Source organism: Roseovarius sp. YIN77, from assembly GCF_057219155.1.
In genome coordinates, this window is sequence record NZ_JBXVVI010000008.1 from 26445 (window position 1) to 41537 (window position 15093).

A 15093-nucleotide genomic window follows, 5' to 3' on the forward strand; every position below is an offset into this window, starting at 1 on the left:
CGTTATACTGGCAGCGCAAACTGCTGAAACAGTGCACTTTTTTCAATCTTCTTCAAACGGATCCCACTCATCCGGCACCTCTGGCAGGGCTTCTGTTTCTGCCTCTGCGGCGATGGCTTCGGGGGTGACGATGGCGGTGATTTCGGCATCGGGGAATTGGGCGAATGCGGCCTGAACCAGGGGATGGGTGCGGGCTTGCGCCTTGAGCGCCTCGCCCTCGGCATCACGGTCCTCGGCGATGGTGGCGCCACCGCCCTCTGCCACGACAGACACGCCCCAGCGGGTTCCGGTCCAGCCTTGCAGGCGTTGGCCAAGGCGCTGGGCAAGGTCGTTAGGGGCTTGATCTGTAGGCTGAAATTCGATCCGTCCGGGGGAATAGCGCACCAACCTTAGCGTGGTTTCAATCTCGACCAGCAGCTTTCCATCCCGGTTGGACCGGATCAGTTCGACGACATCGTCAAACCGTGCATAGCGGGCCAGCGCGGTTTCTGGCGCGGCGGCCAAGGCTGTCGCCTGACCGTATCCAGCATGGGCCACCGGGGCCGGATTTCGGGGGGCTGTATCGCGACTGCCCTGCGTCGGTATTGCGTCGGTGTGATTTTGGCCGGACTGGCGCGCGCCTCCTCCGCTTCCTCCACTTCCGCCGCCACCGGGGCCAGAGGGGGGAGGGGGCGGTGTGTCCTGTAACTTGCGCAACAGCTGTTCGGGCGGGGGCATGTCGGCGACATGGGTCAGACGGATCACCGCCATTTCAGCGGCCATCATCGCATTGGGGGCTGCGGCGACCTCTTCCAGCGCTTTCAGCAACATCTGCCACATCCGGGTGAGGGTGGAGATTTGCAAGGCACCCGCAAGTGACTGGCCACGGGTACGTTCATCTGGGGAAACGGTTGGGTCCTCTGCCGCATCCGGGGTGATCTTGATCACCGACACCCAATGCGTGAGCTCTGCCAGATCGCGCAGCACCGCCATCGGATCGGCCCCATCGGCATATTGGCCGGACAGTTCGGTCAGCGCGCCTGCGGCGTCGCCTTTCATGATCAGATCAAACAGGTCCATGACCCGACCCCGATCCGCCAGACCCAGCATGGCGCGAACCTGATCGAGCGTGGTTTCACCGGCCCCATGGCTGATCGCCTGATCCAAGAGAGAGACCGCATCGCGCACGGAACCCTCGGCTGCGCGGGTGATCAGGCCCAGCGCATCTGCCGCAATCTCTGCACTCTCCGCCGTGGCGATTTTCGTCAGGTGGTCGATCATCACTTCTGGTTCGATCCGGCGCAGGTCGAACCGTTGGCAGCGCGACAGGACCGTCACCGGAACCTTTCTGATCTCGGTCGTGGCAAAGATGAATTTCACATGGGCGGGGGGCTCTTCGAGCGTCTTCAAGAGCGCGTTGAACGCGCTGGTCGACAACATGTGAACTTCGTCAATGATATAGATTTTATACCGGGCAGAGGCGGCGCGGTAATGCACGCTGTCGATAATTTCGCGGATGTCGCCAACGCCGGTGCGGCTGGCTGCGTCCATTTCCATCACATCGACATGGCGCCCCTCGGCAATGGCGACGCAATGTTCGCATGTCCCGCAAGGATCGGTTGTCGGACCGCCGTTGCCATCGGGGCCGATGCAGTTCATCCCCTTGGAAATGATCCGCGCGGTGGTGGTTTTGCCGGTGCCGCGGATACCGGTCATGACGAAGGCCTGAGCGATCCGATCCGCATCAAAGGCGTTTTTCAAGGTCCGCACCATAGCGTCCTGGCCGATCAGATCGGCAAAGGTTTCGGGGCGATATTTACGGGCCAGAACCTGATAGGCTGGGGCGTCGGACAAAGGGGGTCTCCGATCAGCTGGGAATCTGTTTCGCCCACCCTAGGGGCTGTGTTGATCCGCGTCCAGATCATGTGGGCTTAACGGTTATGTCGGATTGACAAAGAGCATCGTTTGGTGTCAATCAGGCGCGCACCTTGGCTGACCCAACGAGACCGCTACTTCCGATAAGGGGTATGGTAAACTAGCAATCGTTTTTTTCGTGGTCTCAGCACTGCCGCTGTAAAGAGAGTTGAAAAACCAATTGGTGCCATTCCTGAATACAAGAAGCCAACTACATATTACTGGCAATGATGCACCATTGTTAATGAAAATACCTTCTACGGTGTAGGGGATTGCCCCCCATTGCCAATCATTGGCAGTACCAAATATTGCGTGTTCTGGTAATATGTCATGGTTGTGCAACCTTATAGTTGCAGTTGCTGCTTTGTATCCTTGGCGCATGATCCCGGGCAACTCTTCGGCAGTTACCCCGAATTTGCCTGCCGCACGCGCTTGGACGAATGGGTGCAGGTGACTTATACTATAGTCTATGACACGTTGTTCCTCGGCCAAATCACTGAAGATCTGAGCAATTGAGATTATCTCTTCGCCCCAAGGTGGAACAGGGCTGTCACTCGCTTTTGCTCTTTCGAGTATGCAGGTTGTTGAGAGGAGTAAGAAAAGAAAAATGAAATTGATTTTCAAAGTGCTACCCGGCTGAATATTCTACGAGCCTTCCAATGGCTCGGCACCATCGGCGGTCGCAGCATATTTTGGGAGGTCGTCCTTAATTTTCACCCAAGGCAGTTTTTCTGCGTAGTGAAAATGGGCTTTGGGCTCAAATTGGGTAGGATCATCCATCGTCGCTGCATAAAGGTGGGTCTCATCCGGCCATTGGTCGGATTGATAGGTCAACTGTGTACCGCAACGCGGGCAAAATTTGCGCCGGACTTTCCCGCCAGAGCTTTCCATGGTGCTAAGATCGCCCTGCCAGGTGACGCTGTCCCGCGTGACGCCGAAAAAGGAAGTAAACGGGGCGGAGGTTGCCCGCCTGCAACTGCTGCAATGGCAGTGGCCCGCCCACAAGACGGACCCCGGTGTGCGCCAGATGACCGCGCCGCACAGGCATCGCCCGGTCAGGTCAGCGGCCATTTTGTCACCCCCGCAATCCGTTCGCCATCACGCATAACAGTTCGAACATGATCGACACGCCAAGGAAGGCTGTATTGCCTGAGGGATCAAAAGGCGGTGAGACCTCGACCATATCTGCTCCGACGATGTTAAGCCCATCCAGTTCGCGAACAACCTGCAATGCCTCAAACGAATTGGGGCCACCGACCTCTGGTGTGCCGGTGCCCGGCGCAAAGGCGGGATCAACGAAATCGATATCGTAGGAAATATAGGTGGGTCGTGTTCCCACGACCTCCCGCGCTTCGGCCATCACGTCCGGTATGCCGCGGGCAAAGAACTCCTCTATCCGAATAATGCGAATGCCGACGCTTTTGGCAAAATCCAGATCCTCTGTGTCATAGCCGGTGCCGCGAATGCCGATTTGGATCACGCGTTTCGGATCCAAGAGCCCCTCTTCTACCGCCCGGCGGAAGGGGGTGCCATGAGTGAATTTTGTGCCGTTGAAATAGGTGTCAAACAGGTCGGTATGGCTGTCGAAATGGACCATGCCAACCGGTGCATCCTTGGCCACGGCGCGCAGGATCGGGAGCGATGACAGATGATCGCCACCACCGGTTAGGGGGATAATACCTGCGGCGACCAGATTGCCATAGAAGGCGGTGATCCGGTCCATACTATCCTGAATGTCGGTTGGGTTGGGGCCGACATCGCCCATATCGGCACAATTTGCCAATTCAAAAGGGCGTATCCCCGTGGCGCCGTTTTGCGCGCGGATCATCGTTGACAGATCGCGCAGCTGCCGGGGGCCATGACGTGGGCCGGGGCGGTTGGTGGTGCCGCTGTCCCAAGGCACACCGACAAGGCCGATATCCACGTCGCCGTAACGGTCGTGCCCCGGCTGAACATAGGGCAGCCGCATAAAGGTTGGCACGCCAGCAAAACGTGGTAGTTCCATGCCGGAGACGGGGGTGAAAAAAGTGGTCTGGGTCATTGGGGTGTCCCTTTGTTTTTTAGAAAGTGTGAAGGGGAAAATATCAAGTGGCAAGGTAAAACTCTGCGGGATGAGAGAATGTAATGATGCATTGAACTCTGCACCGTTGCCAAGGGGTGTTTGTTTCCTCAATGTGGCGGTGGGGACTGAATTCACCTGGTTAAAATCGAGCCGCTCATGCCAAAGATCATACGTCAAAAAAACTATCAGGCCATGCCGTGGAAAAACGGGTTGGGGACGACACGGGAAATTCACTGCGAACGCTGCGAGGGGCGTGTTGTCTGGCGGTTGAGCCTCGCGCAGGTCAATTCGGACGGGATGTTTTCAAACTTTGCTGGGATGGAGAGAATTCTGACGGTGGTGCAGGGGCAGGGGATGCGACTGGTTGGGGAGGCGCACACCCATGTCGCGCAGCCATTTGTGCCAGTCGCCTTTTCCGGGGATGAGCAGATCACCGGCTATTGCAATAGCCTTCCGATAGAGAATTTCAACCTGATCTATGATCCAGCGGCTGTCGCGGCCATGGTTTCTGTCGTTGAAAATCCTTCAGATGCGCTGACCGGCATCACCGCAGATGCCACGGTGGTAATCCATGTGATTTCTGGCCGGATTAGCATCGATGGCGGCGCGGTGTTAGATGTGGAAGATAGCTGCATCATGTCGGGACATGTTCCGGTCATATCGGTAAGCAAAGAGGCCCGATGCGCCGTTGTTATGCTGACGCATCGGTAGGTTTGGCAGATGAGGCTGTGATGGGTTGGAGGCCCAATGATAGTCGCGAAAGTGTTACCTTTCCCGGCTTCGCTTCTTTTCCCCCATTGCACCTTTGACCATTTTGCCAAAGGATTTTTCGCGGCGTCGGGCCTCCGCAACGGTTTCGCTGTTGCGGGCATCCTCTGAACGGAGCTTTTTCCAACGTTCCAATCGGGTCGGATCAAGGATGCCGTCTGAAATGGCGGCCTGAACGGCGCAACCGGGTTCGGATACATGCGCGCAGTCGCGAAAACGGCAATTGGGGATCAGGTCAACGATATCCTCAAACAGCGCATCGATGCCGTCAGCGGCGTCTTTTAGCGCCAGTTCGCGCATGCCGGGCGTATCAATCAACCAGCCGCCGCGGGGAATGCGGTGCATAGAGCGGGCGGTTGTGGTGTGGCGGCCCTTGGCGTCGGCCTCCCGAATGGCGGCGGTTTCCAGATCCTCGCCGGTCAGGGCGGTGGTGAGGGTGGATTTGCCGACGCCAGATGACCCCAACAACGCCACGGTTTGCCCTGTTCCAATCCACGGGGCCAGAATATCGGCCACGTCGGGGCCTTTGGCGTTGATCAGAATCGCCTCTGCCCGGTGGGAGATTGCGTTGGCCTGATCCAAATACGCATCCGCATCATCGCAAAGATCGGGTTTGGTCAACAGGATCATCGGTAGGGTTTCTGCCTCTAACGCCATCGCGATATAGCGTTCCAGACGGGCCGGGTTGAAATCGGCGTTGCAGGATGTGGTGATGAACAGCGTGTCGACATTGGCAGCAATCAGTTGTCGATCAAGCCCTTCGCCAGCGGCCTTGCGCGCCAAACAGGTCTGCCTGTCCAACCGACGAATGATATGGCTGAGCGTCGCATTGGCCAGCACCCAGTCGCCCACAGCGAAATCGCCGGCATGTTGATCCCCGACAAAGGGCAGGGTGGCAGGACCTGCCTCGCCGACCGCATCGGCGCGATCGCGGTGAATTTGGGTCAGACGCAGGGGAATGGTGTCGTTGATTTCATCCAGTTCCAGCTGGCCATTGAAATGGGCGGACCAGCCGAGATCGGCGCGTGTGTATGTTTGTGATGTCATTTGAAGTGTCCAGAACAGGTGTAACCAATCCCGCCATGGCGCATCAGCGGCCGTTGGCGGTTCGTACGAGAACCGGACGCGACAGGGAAGTTATCCAGGATACTTAGCCCTGCATGGCCCGGAACGGATTGAGGACACTCATAAACAGCTCCGTTCCTGAATTGGGTGAGAGGCTGGACAACGACCCAAGCGGGGCTCGTTACGGCTGCTTCCTTCCGGACCTGACCGGGTTGGCGAGGCGCCTGCCCGCGCCAACCTCTCAGGCGTTTATGTAGGCGCTATGGCATGGATTCGCAAGAATGAAACCATACTCTGTCAATCTTGGCAGGTGATTGTATGCCGGGCCCGAACATGCCACATCTGGGCCGGAACACGGGGGGACAGCGCAGATGCAAAACGCAGAGCAGGTGACGTTTGGGGGCAGCGGGTTCAACCGTGCGGCAGAACTGCGCGGTGACGCAGTGGCGCTGACCCGCATGTGGAACGATCCGGCGGCGCGGGTGATGGTGATTTGGCGCGGCAAGCCGTTGATGCAGGGCGATCCCTTGTCACAGCTCGTCTGGTTGGCGGTGGATCATCCGATTCTTGACCACGCAGTAGAGTCAGCGTTTTTCCTCGGATTGGAAAAGGGCGGCAGCCCGCGTTTTGCCAGCGACGTGTCTGGGTGGGAGCCACAGCACTCTGCCGACACCGTTGGTGATTTCGTCGATCAAAGCGAACAGCATTATCCCGGCCTGCCGGATGATCAGCGATTTGGAGAGGCGCGCATGGTTATGGCCCGACTGAGTGCGCAGGATGCAGAGCTGATCGCTGCGGCCAAGGCCTTGGCCAGCTGGCATGACAGTCACAAATTCTGCGCCCGCTGCGGGACAAAATCAAACGTGGCAGAGGCCGGTTGGCAGCGCCGGTGCCCGGATTGTGGGGGGATGCATTTCCCGCGCACCGATCCGGTGGTCATCATGCTGATCACCAAGGGCAACAATGTTCTGATCGGGCGTAGCCCGCATTGGCCCGAAGGTATGTATTCATTGCTGGCCGGATTTATGGAGCCCGGTGAAACGCTGGAGGCCGCGGTACGGCGCGAAGTGTACGAGGAAACCCGCGTTCGGGTGGGCGCGGTAACCTATTTGGCCAGCCAGCCCTGGCCCTTTCCGACCTCATTGATGATCGGCTGTCTGGGAGAGGCGGTATCAGAGGAAATCGTGATCGATCCCAAAGAGATTGAGGATGCGATTTGGGTCAGTCGTGAAGACATGGCGCAGGCGCATGCCGGGGATCATCCACAGATCAAACCGGCAAGGCGCGGTTCCATCGCCCAGTTCCTGGTTGGAAAATGGCTTGCCGACCGGCTGGATTGACCTCTAAAACCGGGACGCAGAACAGGGCGGGTCATGAAGTTTTCAACACGCGAAGATATCGAAGCACCGATCACACAGGTTTTTTCCGAGATTTCTGATTTTCGGCGGTTCGAGCGGCAGGCCCTTCGCAACGGTGTTCAGATTCAGCGAAATTTCAAACCAGGTCCCCCCGCCCAAGGGCAGGAATGGCAGATCGGTGTGAACTTTCGCGGAACGAAACGTCAGGTCGTTACCCAGCTGGCAGAGTATGAGGCGCCCACGCGGATGCGGTTTTTGTCATCTACCAAAGGGTTGAGAAGCGAGGGAGAGGTTGAGCTTCTGGCCCTGTCGGCCAACCGCACGCGCCTGTTCGTGTCGCTGGAATTGCGCCCGGAAACCGTGGCCGGTCGGGTGCTGATCCAGTCGTTGAAACTGGCTAAAACGCGCCTGACCCGGAAATTCAAGCGGCGCGTTTCTGGTTTTGCCCAGCGAATCGAATCGGCTGTCACTGCGCCTTGATCATCAGCGGCGTTGCGGATCAGCGGGATAGACACCCAACAAAGTGACGTTTGACGTGAAATAATCCAGCTCTTCCATGGCCAGACGCACATTGCGGTCATCGGGGTGGCCCTCAATATCCGCATAGAACTGCGTGGCGGAAAAGGACCCGTCGACCATGTAGCTTTCAAGCTTGGTCATGTTGACGCCATTGGTGGCAAAGCCGCCCATTGCCTTGAAGAGTGCGGCCGGGATGTTGCGCACCCGAAAGACGAAGCTGGTGATCATGCCGTGGCTGCCCCGGCGCGACAGGTCATTTTCGCGCGACATCAGAAGGAATCGCGTGGTGTTGTGGTCGTGGTCCTCGATATGGCGGGCCAGAATGTTCAAGCCGTAAGTTTCGGCCGCCAAGTCGGATGCCAGCGCCCCGACGCTGCGATCGCCCTCTGCAGCAAGCTCTGCAGCTGCCCCGGCGCTGTCGGCTGCGGCCTCGCCCGCGATGCCGTTTGCAAAAAGAAAATCACGGCACTGTGGCAGAAGAACCGGATGGGCGCGCACCTTGGTCAGATCCTGAATTGTCGCCCCAGGCAGGGCCATCAGGCTGATATGCACACGCACAAAAGCCTCATCCACGATATGCAGGCCAGAGGCGGGCAACAGGCGATGAATGTCGGCCACCCGGCCATAGGTGGTGTTTTCAACCGGCAGCATGGCCAGTTCCGCATCACCGCGACGAACCGCTTCGATTGTTTCATCAAAGCTGGCGCAGGGCAGGGGGTCATAGTCTGGTCGGGCCGTAAGACAGGCCTCATGCGAGTAGGCGCCGAGCTCTCCCTGGAATGCAATCTTGCCGGTCATGAGGCATATTCTCCGATTTTTTCCCAAAAAGGGCGTTTCGTCGCGGTAACTATATCTTGCACTGCGGCGTGGGAAGCGGATAGATAGCCCGGACATTCGAACAATATGGAACGAGACATGTTCGACACAATGACCTTTACAAAGATTCTGGGCGGCTTCTGCGGCGCCTTTCTGGCCTATCTGCTGATCTCATGGGGTGCTGAGTCGCTCTATCACACCGGTGGCGCGGCCCATGGTGGTGATCACGGCGAAAGCCACGATGCCTATCCGATTGAAGTTGCCAGTGGCGATGACCATGGCGCGGCCGACGAAGGCCCGAGTTTTGCCGAATTGCTGGCCGCGGCTGATGTGGGCAAAGGTGAGCGCGTTTTCAAGAAATGCACCGCCTGTCACAAAGTTGATGGAAACAACGGAACCGGGCCGTTCCTGAACGGCGTTGTGGACCGCGATATCGCGTCGGTTGCCGGGTTTGGCTATTCCGGGACGTTGCAGGGGCTGGAAGGCAACTGGACGCCAGATGCGATCAACGCCTTTGTCGAAAATCCCAAAGGGTACGCACCGGGCACATCCATGAGCTTTAACGGTTTGAAAAAGGTCGAAGATCGCGCCAATCTGGTTGCCTATCTGCAATCGTTTGCGAACTGATCCAAAGCCCGCCATATGGCGGGCTTTCTTTTTTGAAGAGCTATCAGGGGCGCTGCCCCTCGCGGGCCGGTGGCCCGCTCACCCCGAGGTATTTGGGGCGAAAGGAAGGGCGGGATTTGAATTATACCGCCTGATCGCGCGTGTTCACGGATAATCAACTTGAATGTTTGGGTAGGCGATTTAGGCTGCGCCTGACCTATATAAGTTCGTATTAAGTAGACCGGAGGACCGAATGCCCCACAGATGTTCCGCTAAGGCGATTTCCGTGAAGGACAATGTGAGGCGGGCCTTTGCCGTTTCGAGTTTCGTCTTTCTGATTGCGATTGTGGTGGGGTTCGCAGCACGGGCGGAAGAGAACCTGATCCGCAGCCATGGATACAATTTTTTTGGGGAGCTCAGCTATCCCGAAGAATTTCCGCACTACAGTTACGTCAATCCGGATGCCCCCAAAGGGGGCGAAATTTCGATCTGGGCCTCTGGCACGTTTGATTCGATGAATCCCTATTCGCTGAAGGGGCGGTCCGGTCGGTTGTCTTCTGTCATGTACGAAAGCCTGTTAGGCAATGGTCCTGCGGATACGGTAGGTGAATATTACGGCCTTCTGGCCGAAAGTCTGGAATACCCGGAATCGAAAGACTGGGTTATATTTCACATGCGGCCAGAAGCGCGGTTTTCTGATGGCACACCAGTGACGGCACATGATGTGGTGTTCAGTTTCAATTTGTTGCTGGAACAGGGCTTGCCGTCGTATGCTCAGGCCGTCAGTCGACGAGTGCCGAGCTTTGAAGTGCTGGATGACCTGACGGTTAAGTTTACTTTTGCCCAAGATTTGGAATCCAAACGTAGCCTGATTGATCAGGTCGGTGCAGTGCCGGTGTGGTCGAAAAAATGGTATGAGGAAACCGGTGCACGGCTGGATGAAAGCCGACTGGAGACCAGCCCCGGATCGGGGCCTTACGTTTTCGACAGTTATGATATCAATCGGCAGATTATCTATCGGCGAAACCCGGATTATTGGGGCAAGGATTTGCCGATCAATCAGGGACGGCACAATTTCGATACGATCCGGGTGGAATATTTCGCCGATGATGCGGCGGCCTTTGAGGCATTCAAGGCCGGGGCCTATACGTTTCGGATCGAAGGCACGTCAAAAAAATGGGCCACAGGATATGAATTTCCCGCGCTTGAAGCGGGGCATGTGGTTCAGGAAGTGATTGAGAACGGCAGCCCACCGTCGCCCAACGGAATCGTTTTCAACCTGCAACGCCCGCAGTTTCACGACGCACGGGTGAGAGAGGCCTTTGCGCTGGCCTATAATTTCGAGTGGACGAATGAAACTTTGCAATTTGGGTTATTCCGGCATCAAAGTTCGTTCGTGCAGGACACACAGTTACAGGCCGTAGGTGTGCCCGACGGGGACGAATTGGCACTTTTTCAATCCTTGGGGGATTTGGTGCCAGAAGAGGTTTTGACCTCGGAGCCTGTGAGCGCGCATCAATCCAAACCGCGCCGATCGTTGGACCGGGGCAATCTGCGCAAAGCGTTGGCATTGTTTGAGGCCGCAGGTTGGATCATTGGTAATGATGGGATGTTGCGCAATGGAGATGGGCAGACGCTGAAGGCTGAGTTTATTCAGGCATCAAATACATCAGACACGATGGATGCCTTTGTTGAGGCCTATGTACAGAACCTGCAGAAAATGGGCGTGGATGCCAGTGTGAACAAGGTTGATGCGTCGCAGTTCACTTTGCGTCGTCGCGAGAAAGATTACGATTTGATCTTCAGCGGATATGGCACATTTCAGGAGGCCGGGACCGGACTGATGCAGCAATACGGATCGCGTGAAGCGGAGTTCAGTGTCTTTAACCCGGCGAGTCTGGCGAGCCCGCTAGTGGATGAAATTATCGGACACGCGTTGGCGACGACGACCCGCAATGATCAGAATGTTGCCCTGATGGCCTTGGACCGCGTGCTGCGCCACGAACGATTTATCATTCCGACCTGGTATAAGGCTGAACATTGGGTGGCTTATTTCGATATGTATGAACATCCCGAAGAATTTCCGCCTTATGACTTGGGACTTTTGGATTTCTGGTGGTACAACGCAGAAAAAGGTGAGGCGCTGCGCGCGGCGGGTGCTTTGCAATAACGAAAGAGCAGGTTTATGGGCGCCTATATCCTTCGGCGATTGTTGCTGATCGTTCCGACGCTGATCGGGATCATGGTGATCAATTTCGCCCTGATCCAGTTTGTGCCGGGTGGACCGATTGAACAGGTTTTGGCCAATATCGAGGGTCAGGGCGACGCATTTGGGAATTTCGCCGGTGGCGATGACGGGGCAGAGGCGCTGGGCGATGAGGCCTATATTGGTGCCCGCGGTCTGCCGCCGGAATTTATTGAGCAGCTGGAACGCGAGTTCGGCTTTGACAAACCGCCGTTGGAACGGTTTTTCAATATGATGTGGAACTATCTGCGTTTTGATTTCGGCGAGAGCTATTTCCGGTCCATCAGTGTTGTCGAACTGGTCAAAGAAAAGATGCCGGTGTCGATCACGCTGGGCCTGTGGTCGACCTTGATCGCCTATCTGGTGTCGATCCCCTTGGGCATTCGCAAGGCCGTGCGCGATGGCAGCCGGTTTGACACCTGGACATCAGGCACAATCATTGTGGCCTATGCGATCCCTGGGTTTTTGTTCGCGATCCTCTTGTTGGTTCTGTTTGCCGGGGGGTCCTATTGGCGGATTTTTCCGTTACGCGGGCTGACGTCGGACGGGTGGGAGGATCTGACCCTGATTGGCAAGGTGCTGGATTATTTCTGGCACATCACGTTGCCGGTGCTGGCCGGGACGATTTCGTCCTTTGCGACGTTGACACTTCTGACGAAAAATTCCTTCCTTGATGAGATCAAAAAGCAATATGTGGTGACGGCGCGGGCGAAGGGGCTGTCCGAGTCTCGGGTTCTGTATGGTCACGTGTTCCGCAATGCGATGTTGATTGTGATTGCTGGGTTTCCGTCGTTGTTTGTCGGGGTCTTCTTTGGCGGGTCGTTGATTATTGAAACGCTTTTCTCATTGGATGGTTTGGGGCGACTGGGGTTTGAGGCCGCCGTTCAACGCGACTATCCGGTGATGTTCGGCACGCTTTACGCCTTTGGCCTGTTGGGGCTCTTGGTCAATATCCTGTCGGACATGATGTATGTGTTCATCGACCCGCGGATCGATTTTGACTCGAGGAAAGTCTGATGCGGTTGTCCCCCTTAAACCAACGCCGCTGGCGCAATTTCCGCAATAACGGGCGAGCCTTTTGGTCACTGATCATTTTCAGTGTGCTCTTTGGCATGTCGCTGTTTGCCGAGTTCATCGCCAATGACAAACCGATCCTGGTGAAATATCAGGGCGAATATTACATGCCGATCTTCAATTTCTACGCGGAAACCACCTTTGGCGGTGATCTGCCGGTAGAGGCGGCTTATGCCTATGAGGATGTGCAATGTCTGATCATCACCGGCGGCAATCTGGATTGCTGGGATGATCCCGAGGGTATCACAGAGGATGCGCAGGATGGCGAGGTCGCGGGAGAGGCAATTGATAAGGGGTGGCTTTGGTGGCCGATGATCCCCTATTCCTATGACACGATTGTCGATATCCCGGGTGCGGCGCCGTCAAAACCGGATAGCAAAAATTTATTGGGCACCGACGATACCAAGCGCGACGTACTGGCGCGGGTGATTTACGGTTTCCGGCTGTCGATAATTTATACGCTGATTGTAACCTCTGTTGCCTCTGTGATCGGTATTATTGCCGGGGCTGTGCAAGGGTTTTTTGGTGGCCTGACAGACCTGATATTCCAGCGGTTCCTGGAAATCTGGGGGGCGATTCCATCGATTTACGTGATCATCATCCTTTTTGCCATTCTGGGGCGCGGGTTTTGGATACTGGTGGGGATTACCATCCTCTTTGGTTGGCCTGCGCTGGTGGGTGTGGTGCGCGCTGAATTTCTGCGGGCCCGAAACTTTGAATATGTGCGGGCGGCGCGGGCGTTGGGCGTTAGTAACTGGACAATCATGTTTCGCCACATGCTGCCCAATGCGATGGTGGCGACGGTGACGTTTTTGCCCTTTATCATCACCGGCACGATCGGGATGCTGGCGACGCTGGATTTCCTTGGTTTCGGGCTGCCGTCCTCTTCTCCATCGCTGGGGGAACTGACATTGCAGGCCAAGCAGAACTTGCAGGCGCCTTGGTTGGGCTTCACCGCGTTTTTTGTTTATGCGTTCATGTTGTCATTGCTGGTCTTCATCTTTGAGGGTGTGCGCGATGCCTTTGACCCGAGAAAGACCTTTCAATGAGTGATGTTCTGACGGTCGACAACCTGACGATTGCGTTTCGCCAAGACGGACGGGAAAACGTAGCGGTTAGCGACGTGTCTTTCCGCGTCGGCAAAGGTGAAACCGTGGCAATTGTCGGCGAATCCGGTTCGGGGAAATCGGTATCGGTGCTGTCTGCCGTGGGGCTGTTGCCGGATAGCGCACGGATCAGCGGATCGGCAAAATATCTGGGCGAAGAGCTGATCGGGGCTGACGAGGCGGTGCTGCGCAAGGTGCGTGGCAACGACATCAGCTTCATCTTTCAGGAACCGATGACCAGCCTGAACCCGTTGCATACATTGGAAAAGCAGTTGTCAGAGAGCCTGTTGGTCCATCAGGGGATCAGCGGCGATGCGGCGCGCGAACGGATCATTGCCCTGCTGGAACGTGTGGGCATTCGCGACCCGGAAAGCAGGTTGGGATCATATCCGCATCAGCTGTCGGGCGGGCAGCGGCAACGAGTAATGATCGCCATGGCGCTTGCCAATGGGCCGGAGCTGTTGATTGCGGATGAACCGACCACCGCGCTGGACGTGACCATTCAGGCGCAGATTTTGGAACTGCTGGCCGAACTGAAGCGCGAGGAAGAGCTGAGCCTGTTGTTCATCACCCATGATCTGAGCGTGGTGCGCAAGATCGCGGACCGGGTTTATGTGATGGAAAAGGGTGTTGTGGTGGAACACGGATCGACAATGGAAATCTTTTCCAATCCGCAGCATCGCTATACGCAGGCTCTGTTGGCGGCAGAACCATCGGGCCAACCGGGTCCGGTGCCAGAAGGGGCCGAAGAGGTCGTGCGCACTGATGATCTGCGTATCTGGTTTCCGATCCAACGGGGGCTTTTGCGGCGCACTGTGGGTCATATCAAGGCGGTGAATGCCGCGAGCCTGTCCGTGCGCGCTGGCGAAACGTTGGGTATCGTGGGCGAATCCGGGTCTGGTAAAACAACGCTGGCCCTGGCGATCATGCGGTTGATCCGATCTGACGGGCCGGTGGTGTTTTTCGGCAAGGATATTCAGGGTCTGTCAGGGCGGGACCTGCGTGATCTCAGGCGTGATATGCAGATCGTGTTTCAAGACCCGTTTGGGTCCCTGTCACCGCGGATGTCAGCCATGCAGATCATTGCCGAGGGGTTGGGCGTGCACGGCATTGAGGGTGACAAGGATGCCCGCACCTTGGTTGCCGAGATTATGGTGGAAGTCGGGTTGGACCCGGCCACTATGGATCGCTACCCGCATGAGTTTTCTGGCGGTCAGCGCCAACGGATTGCCATTGCCCGGGCCATGATCCTGCGCCCCAAACTGGTGGTATTGGATGAACCGACCTCTGCCCTGGATATGACCGTGCAGGTGCAGATTGTGGATCTGTTGCGTGATCTGCAAAAGAAATACGGATTGGCCTTTTTGTTCATCAGTCATGACCTGAAAGTGGTGCGCGCGCTGGCGCATAAGGTCGTGGTGATGAAAGAGGGCGATGTGGTCGAGGTCGGGTCCGGAGATCAGATTTTTGACAATCCAAAAACCGACTACACCCGTGCGCTGATGGCAGCGGCCTTTGATCTGACGGTTAAGGCGCAGAGCGCGGTCAGCGACTAAACCCAACCCAAATGCGCAAGAAACG

The 15093-nt window shown here is 56.7% G+C and carries 14 protein-coding genes and 1 other RNA gene; 8 read left to right on the top strand and 7 right to left on the bottom strand.

The window, feature by feature from the left end; genetic code table 11:
* Positions 1 to 42 precede the first annotated feature (42 nt).
* The 4 genes from AC2D8P_RS08990 to speB form a co-directional block, all read right to left on the bottom strand.
* Positions 43 to 1833 carry a DNA polymerase III subunit gamma/tau gene (locus AC2D8P_RS08990; protein WP_484702115.1) on the bottom strand — a complete coding sequence of 597 codons (1791 nt, stop codon included), beginning with the start codon at positions 1831 to 1833 and terminating at the stop codon, positions 43 to 45.
* Between the two features lie 117 nt (positions 1834 to 1950).
* Positions 1951 to 2517 (bottom strand): hypothetical protein, encoded by a 567-nt coding sequence (locus tag AC2D8P_RS08995; RefSeq protein WP_484702116.1) that lies wholly within the window; start codon positions 2515 to 2517, stop codon positions 1951 to 1953.
* 21 nt (positions 2518 to 2538) lie between these two features.
* On the bottom strand, positions 2539 to 2964 hold the full coding sequence (locus AC2D8P_RS09000; RefSeq protein ID WP_484702117.1) for a GFA family protein: 426 nt from the start codon (positions 2962 to 2964) through the stop codon (positions 2539 to 2541).
* Between the two features lie 4 nt (positions 2965 to 2968).
* Positions 2969 to 3934 carry an agmatinase gene (speB, locus tag AC2D8P_RS09005; RefSeq protein WP_484702119.1) on the bottom strand — a complete coding sequence of 322 codons (966 nt, stop codon included), beginning with the start codon at positions 3932 to 3934 and terminating at the stop codon, positions 2969 to 2971.
* 177 nt (positions 3935 to 4111) lie between these two features.
* Here speB and AC2D8P_RS09010 point away from each other — a divergent pair, with 177 nt between their 5' ends.
* A complete protein-coding gene (locus tag AC2D8P_RS09010) occupies positions 4112 to 4666 on the top strand; it encodes a HutD/Ves family protein (protein ID WP_484702120.1) in 555 nt (184 codons plus the stop codon).
* Between the two features lie 54 nt (positions 4667 to 4720).
* On the opposite strand, the gene rsgA is transcribed toward AC2D8P_RS09010, so the two are convergent.
* Together rsgA and ffs are read right to left on the bottom strand one after the other, a co-directional pair.
* A complete protein-coding gene (rsgA, locus tag AC2D8P_RS09015) occupies positions 4721 to 5770 on the bottom strand; it encodes a ribosome small subunit-dependent GTPase A (RefSeq protein ID WP_484702121.1) in 1050 nt (349 codons plus the stop codon).
* Between the two features lie 164 nt (positions 5771 to 5934).
* Positions 5935 to 6031: signal recognition particle sRNA small type (ffs, locus tag AC2D8P_RS09020), an RNA gene on the bottom strand.
* A 128-nt stretch (positions 6032 to 6159) separates the two neighbouring features.
* Between ffs and nudC the strand changes: the two genes are divergently transcribed.
* Complete coding sequence (gene nudC, locus AC2D8P_RS09025; protein ID WP_484702122.1) at positions 6160 to 7128, top strand: NAD(+) diphosphatase; 969 nt, start codon at positions 6160 to 6162, stop codon at positions 7126 to 7128.
* Between the two features lie 33 nt (positions 7129 to 7161).
* Positions 7162 to 7626 (top strand): SRPBCC family protein, encoded by a 465-nt coding sequence (locus tag AC2D8P_RS09030; protein ID WP_484702123.1) that lies wholly within the window; start codon positions 7162 to 7164, stop codon positions 7624 to 7626.
* A gap of 3 nt (positions 7627 to 7629) precedes the next feature.
* Here the strand turns inward: AC2D8P_RS09030 and AC2D8P_RS09035 are convergent, their stop codons facing one another.
* Positions 7630 to 8463 (bottom strand): prephenate dehydratase, encoded by an 834-nt coding sequence (locus AC2D8P_RS09035; protein ID WP_484702124.1) that lies wholly within the window; start codon positions 8461 to 8463, stop codon positions 7630 to 7632.
* Positions 8464 to 8580: 117 nt separating this feature from the next.
* On the opposite strand from AC2D8P_RS09035, the gene AC2D8P_RS09040 reads away from it, so the two are divergent.
* From AC2D8P_RS09040 to AC2D8P_RS09060, 5 genes are all read left to right on the top strand, one after another.
* Complete coding sequence (locus tag AC2D8P_RS09040; RefSeq protein WP_484702125.1) at positions 8581 to 9108, top strand: c-type cytochrome; 528 nt, start codon at positions 8581 to 8583, stop codon at positions 9106 to 9108.
* 232 nt (positions 9109 to 9340) lie between these two features.
* Complete coding sequence (locus tag AC2D8P_RS09045; RefSeq protein ID WP_484702126.1) at positions 9341 to 11257, top strand: extracellular solute-binding protein; 1917 nt, start codon at positions 9341 to 9343, stop codon at positions 11255 to 11257.
* Positions 11258 to 11272: 15 nt separating this feature from the next.
* Complete coding sequence (locus tag AC2D8P_RS09050) at positions 11273 to 12349, top strand: microcin C ABC transporter permease YejB (protein ID WP_484702127.1); 1077 nt, start codon at positions 11273 to 11275, stop codon at positions 12347 to 12349.
* Positions 12349 to 13455: an ABC transporter permease gene (locus tag AC2D8P_RS09055; RefSeq protein WP_484702128.1), complete on the top strand. Its 1107-nt coding sequence runs from the start codon at positions 12349 to 12351 to the stop codon at positions 13453 to 13455. The genes AC2D8P_RS09050 and AC2D8P_RS09055 overlap by 1 nt, the downstream gene beginning before the upstream one ends.
* Positions 13452 to 15068 (top strand): ABC transporter ATP-binding protein, encoded by a 1617-nt coding sequence (locus tag AC2D8P_RS09060; protein WP_484702129.1) that lies wholly within the window; start codon positions 13452 to 13454, stop codon positions 15066 to 15068. The genes AC2D8P_RS09055 and AC2D8P_RS09060 overlap by 4 nt, the downstream gene beginning before the upstream one ends.
* Positions 15069 to 15093: the final 25 nt, after the last annotated feature.

Excerpts from the sequence above, each read along its gene's own strand:
- AC2D8P_RS09000 (WP_484702117.1), bottom strand. The coding sequence starts at position 2,964 with ATGGCCGCTGACCTGACCGGGCGATGCCTGTGCGGCGCGGTCATCTGG.
- speB (WP_484702119.1), bottom strand. The coding sequence starts at position 3,934 with ATGACCCAGACCACTTTTTTCACCCCCGTCTCCGGCATGGAACTACCA.
- AC2D8P_RS09010 (WP_484702120.1), top strand. The coding sequence starts at position 4,112 with ATGCCAAAGATCATACGTCAAAAAAACTATCAGGCCATGCCGTGGAAA.
- rsgA (WP_484702121.1), bottom strand. The coding sequence starts at position 5,770 with ATGACATCACAAACATACACACGCGCCGATCTCGGCTGGTCCGCCCAT.
- nudC (WP_484702122.1), top strand. The coding sequence starts at position 6,160 with ATGCAAAACGCAGAGCAGGTGACGTTTGGGGGCAGCGGGTTCAACCGT.
- AC2D8P_RS09030 (WP_484702123.1), top strand. The coding sequence starts at position 7,162 with ATGAAGTTTTCAACACGCGAAGATATCGAAGCACCGATCACACAGGTT.
- AC2D8P_RS09035 (WP_484702124.1), bottom strand. The coding sequence starts at position 8,463 with ATGACCGGCAAGATTGCATTCCAGGGAGAGCTCGGCGCCTACTCGCAT.
- AC2D8P_RS09040 (WP_484702125.1), top strand. The coding sequence starts at position 8,581 with ATGTTCGACACAATGACCTTTACAAAGATTCTGGGCGGCTTCTGCGGC.
- AC2D8P_RS09045 (WP_484702126.1), top strand. The coding sequence starts at position 9,341 with ATGCCCCACAGATGTTCCGCTAAGGCGATTTCCGTGAAGGACAATGTG.
- AC2D8P_RS09050 (WP_484702127.1), top strand. The coding sequence starts at position 11,273 with ATGGGCGCCTATATCCTTCGGCGATTGTTGCTGATCGTTCCGACGCTG.
- AC2D8P_RS09055 (WP_484702128.1), top strand. The coding sequence starts at position 12,349 with ATGCGGTTGTCCCCCTTAAACCAACGCCGCTGGCGCAATTTCCGCAAT.
- AC2D8P_RS09060 (WP_484702129.1), top strand. The coding sequence starts at position 13,452 with ATGAGTGATGTTCTGACGGTCGACAACCTGACGATTGCGTTTCGCCAA.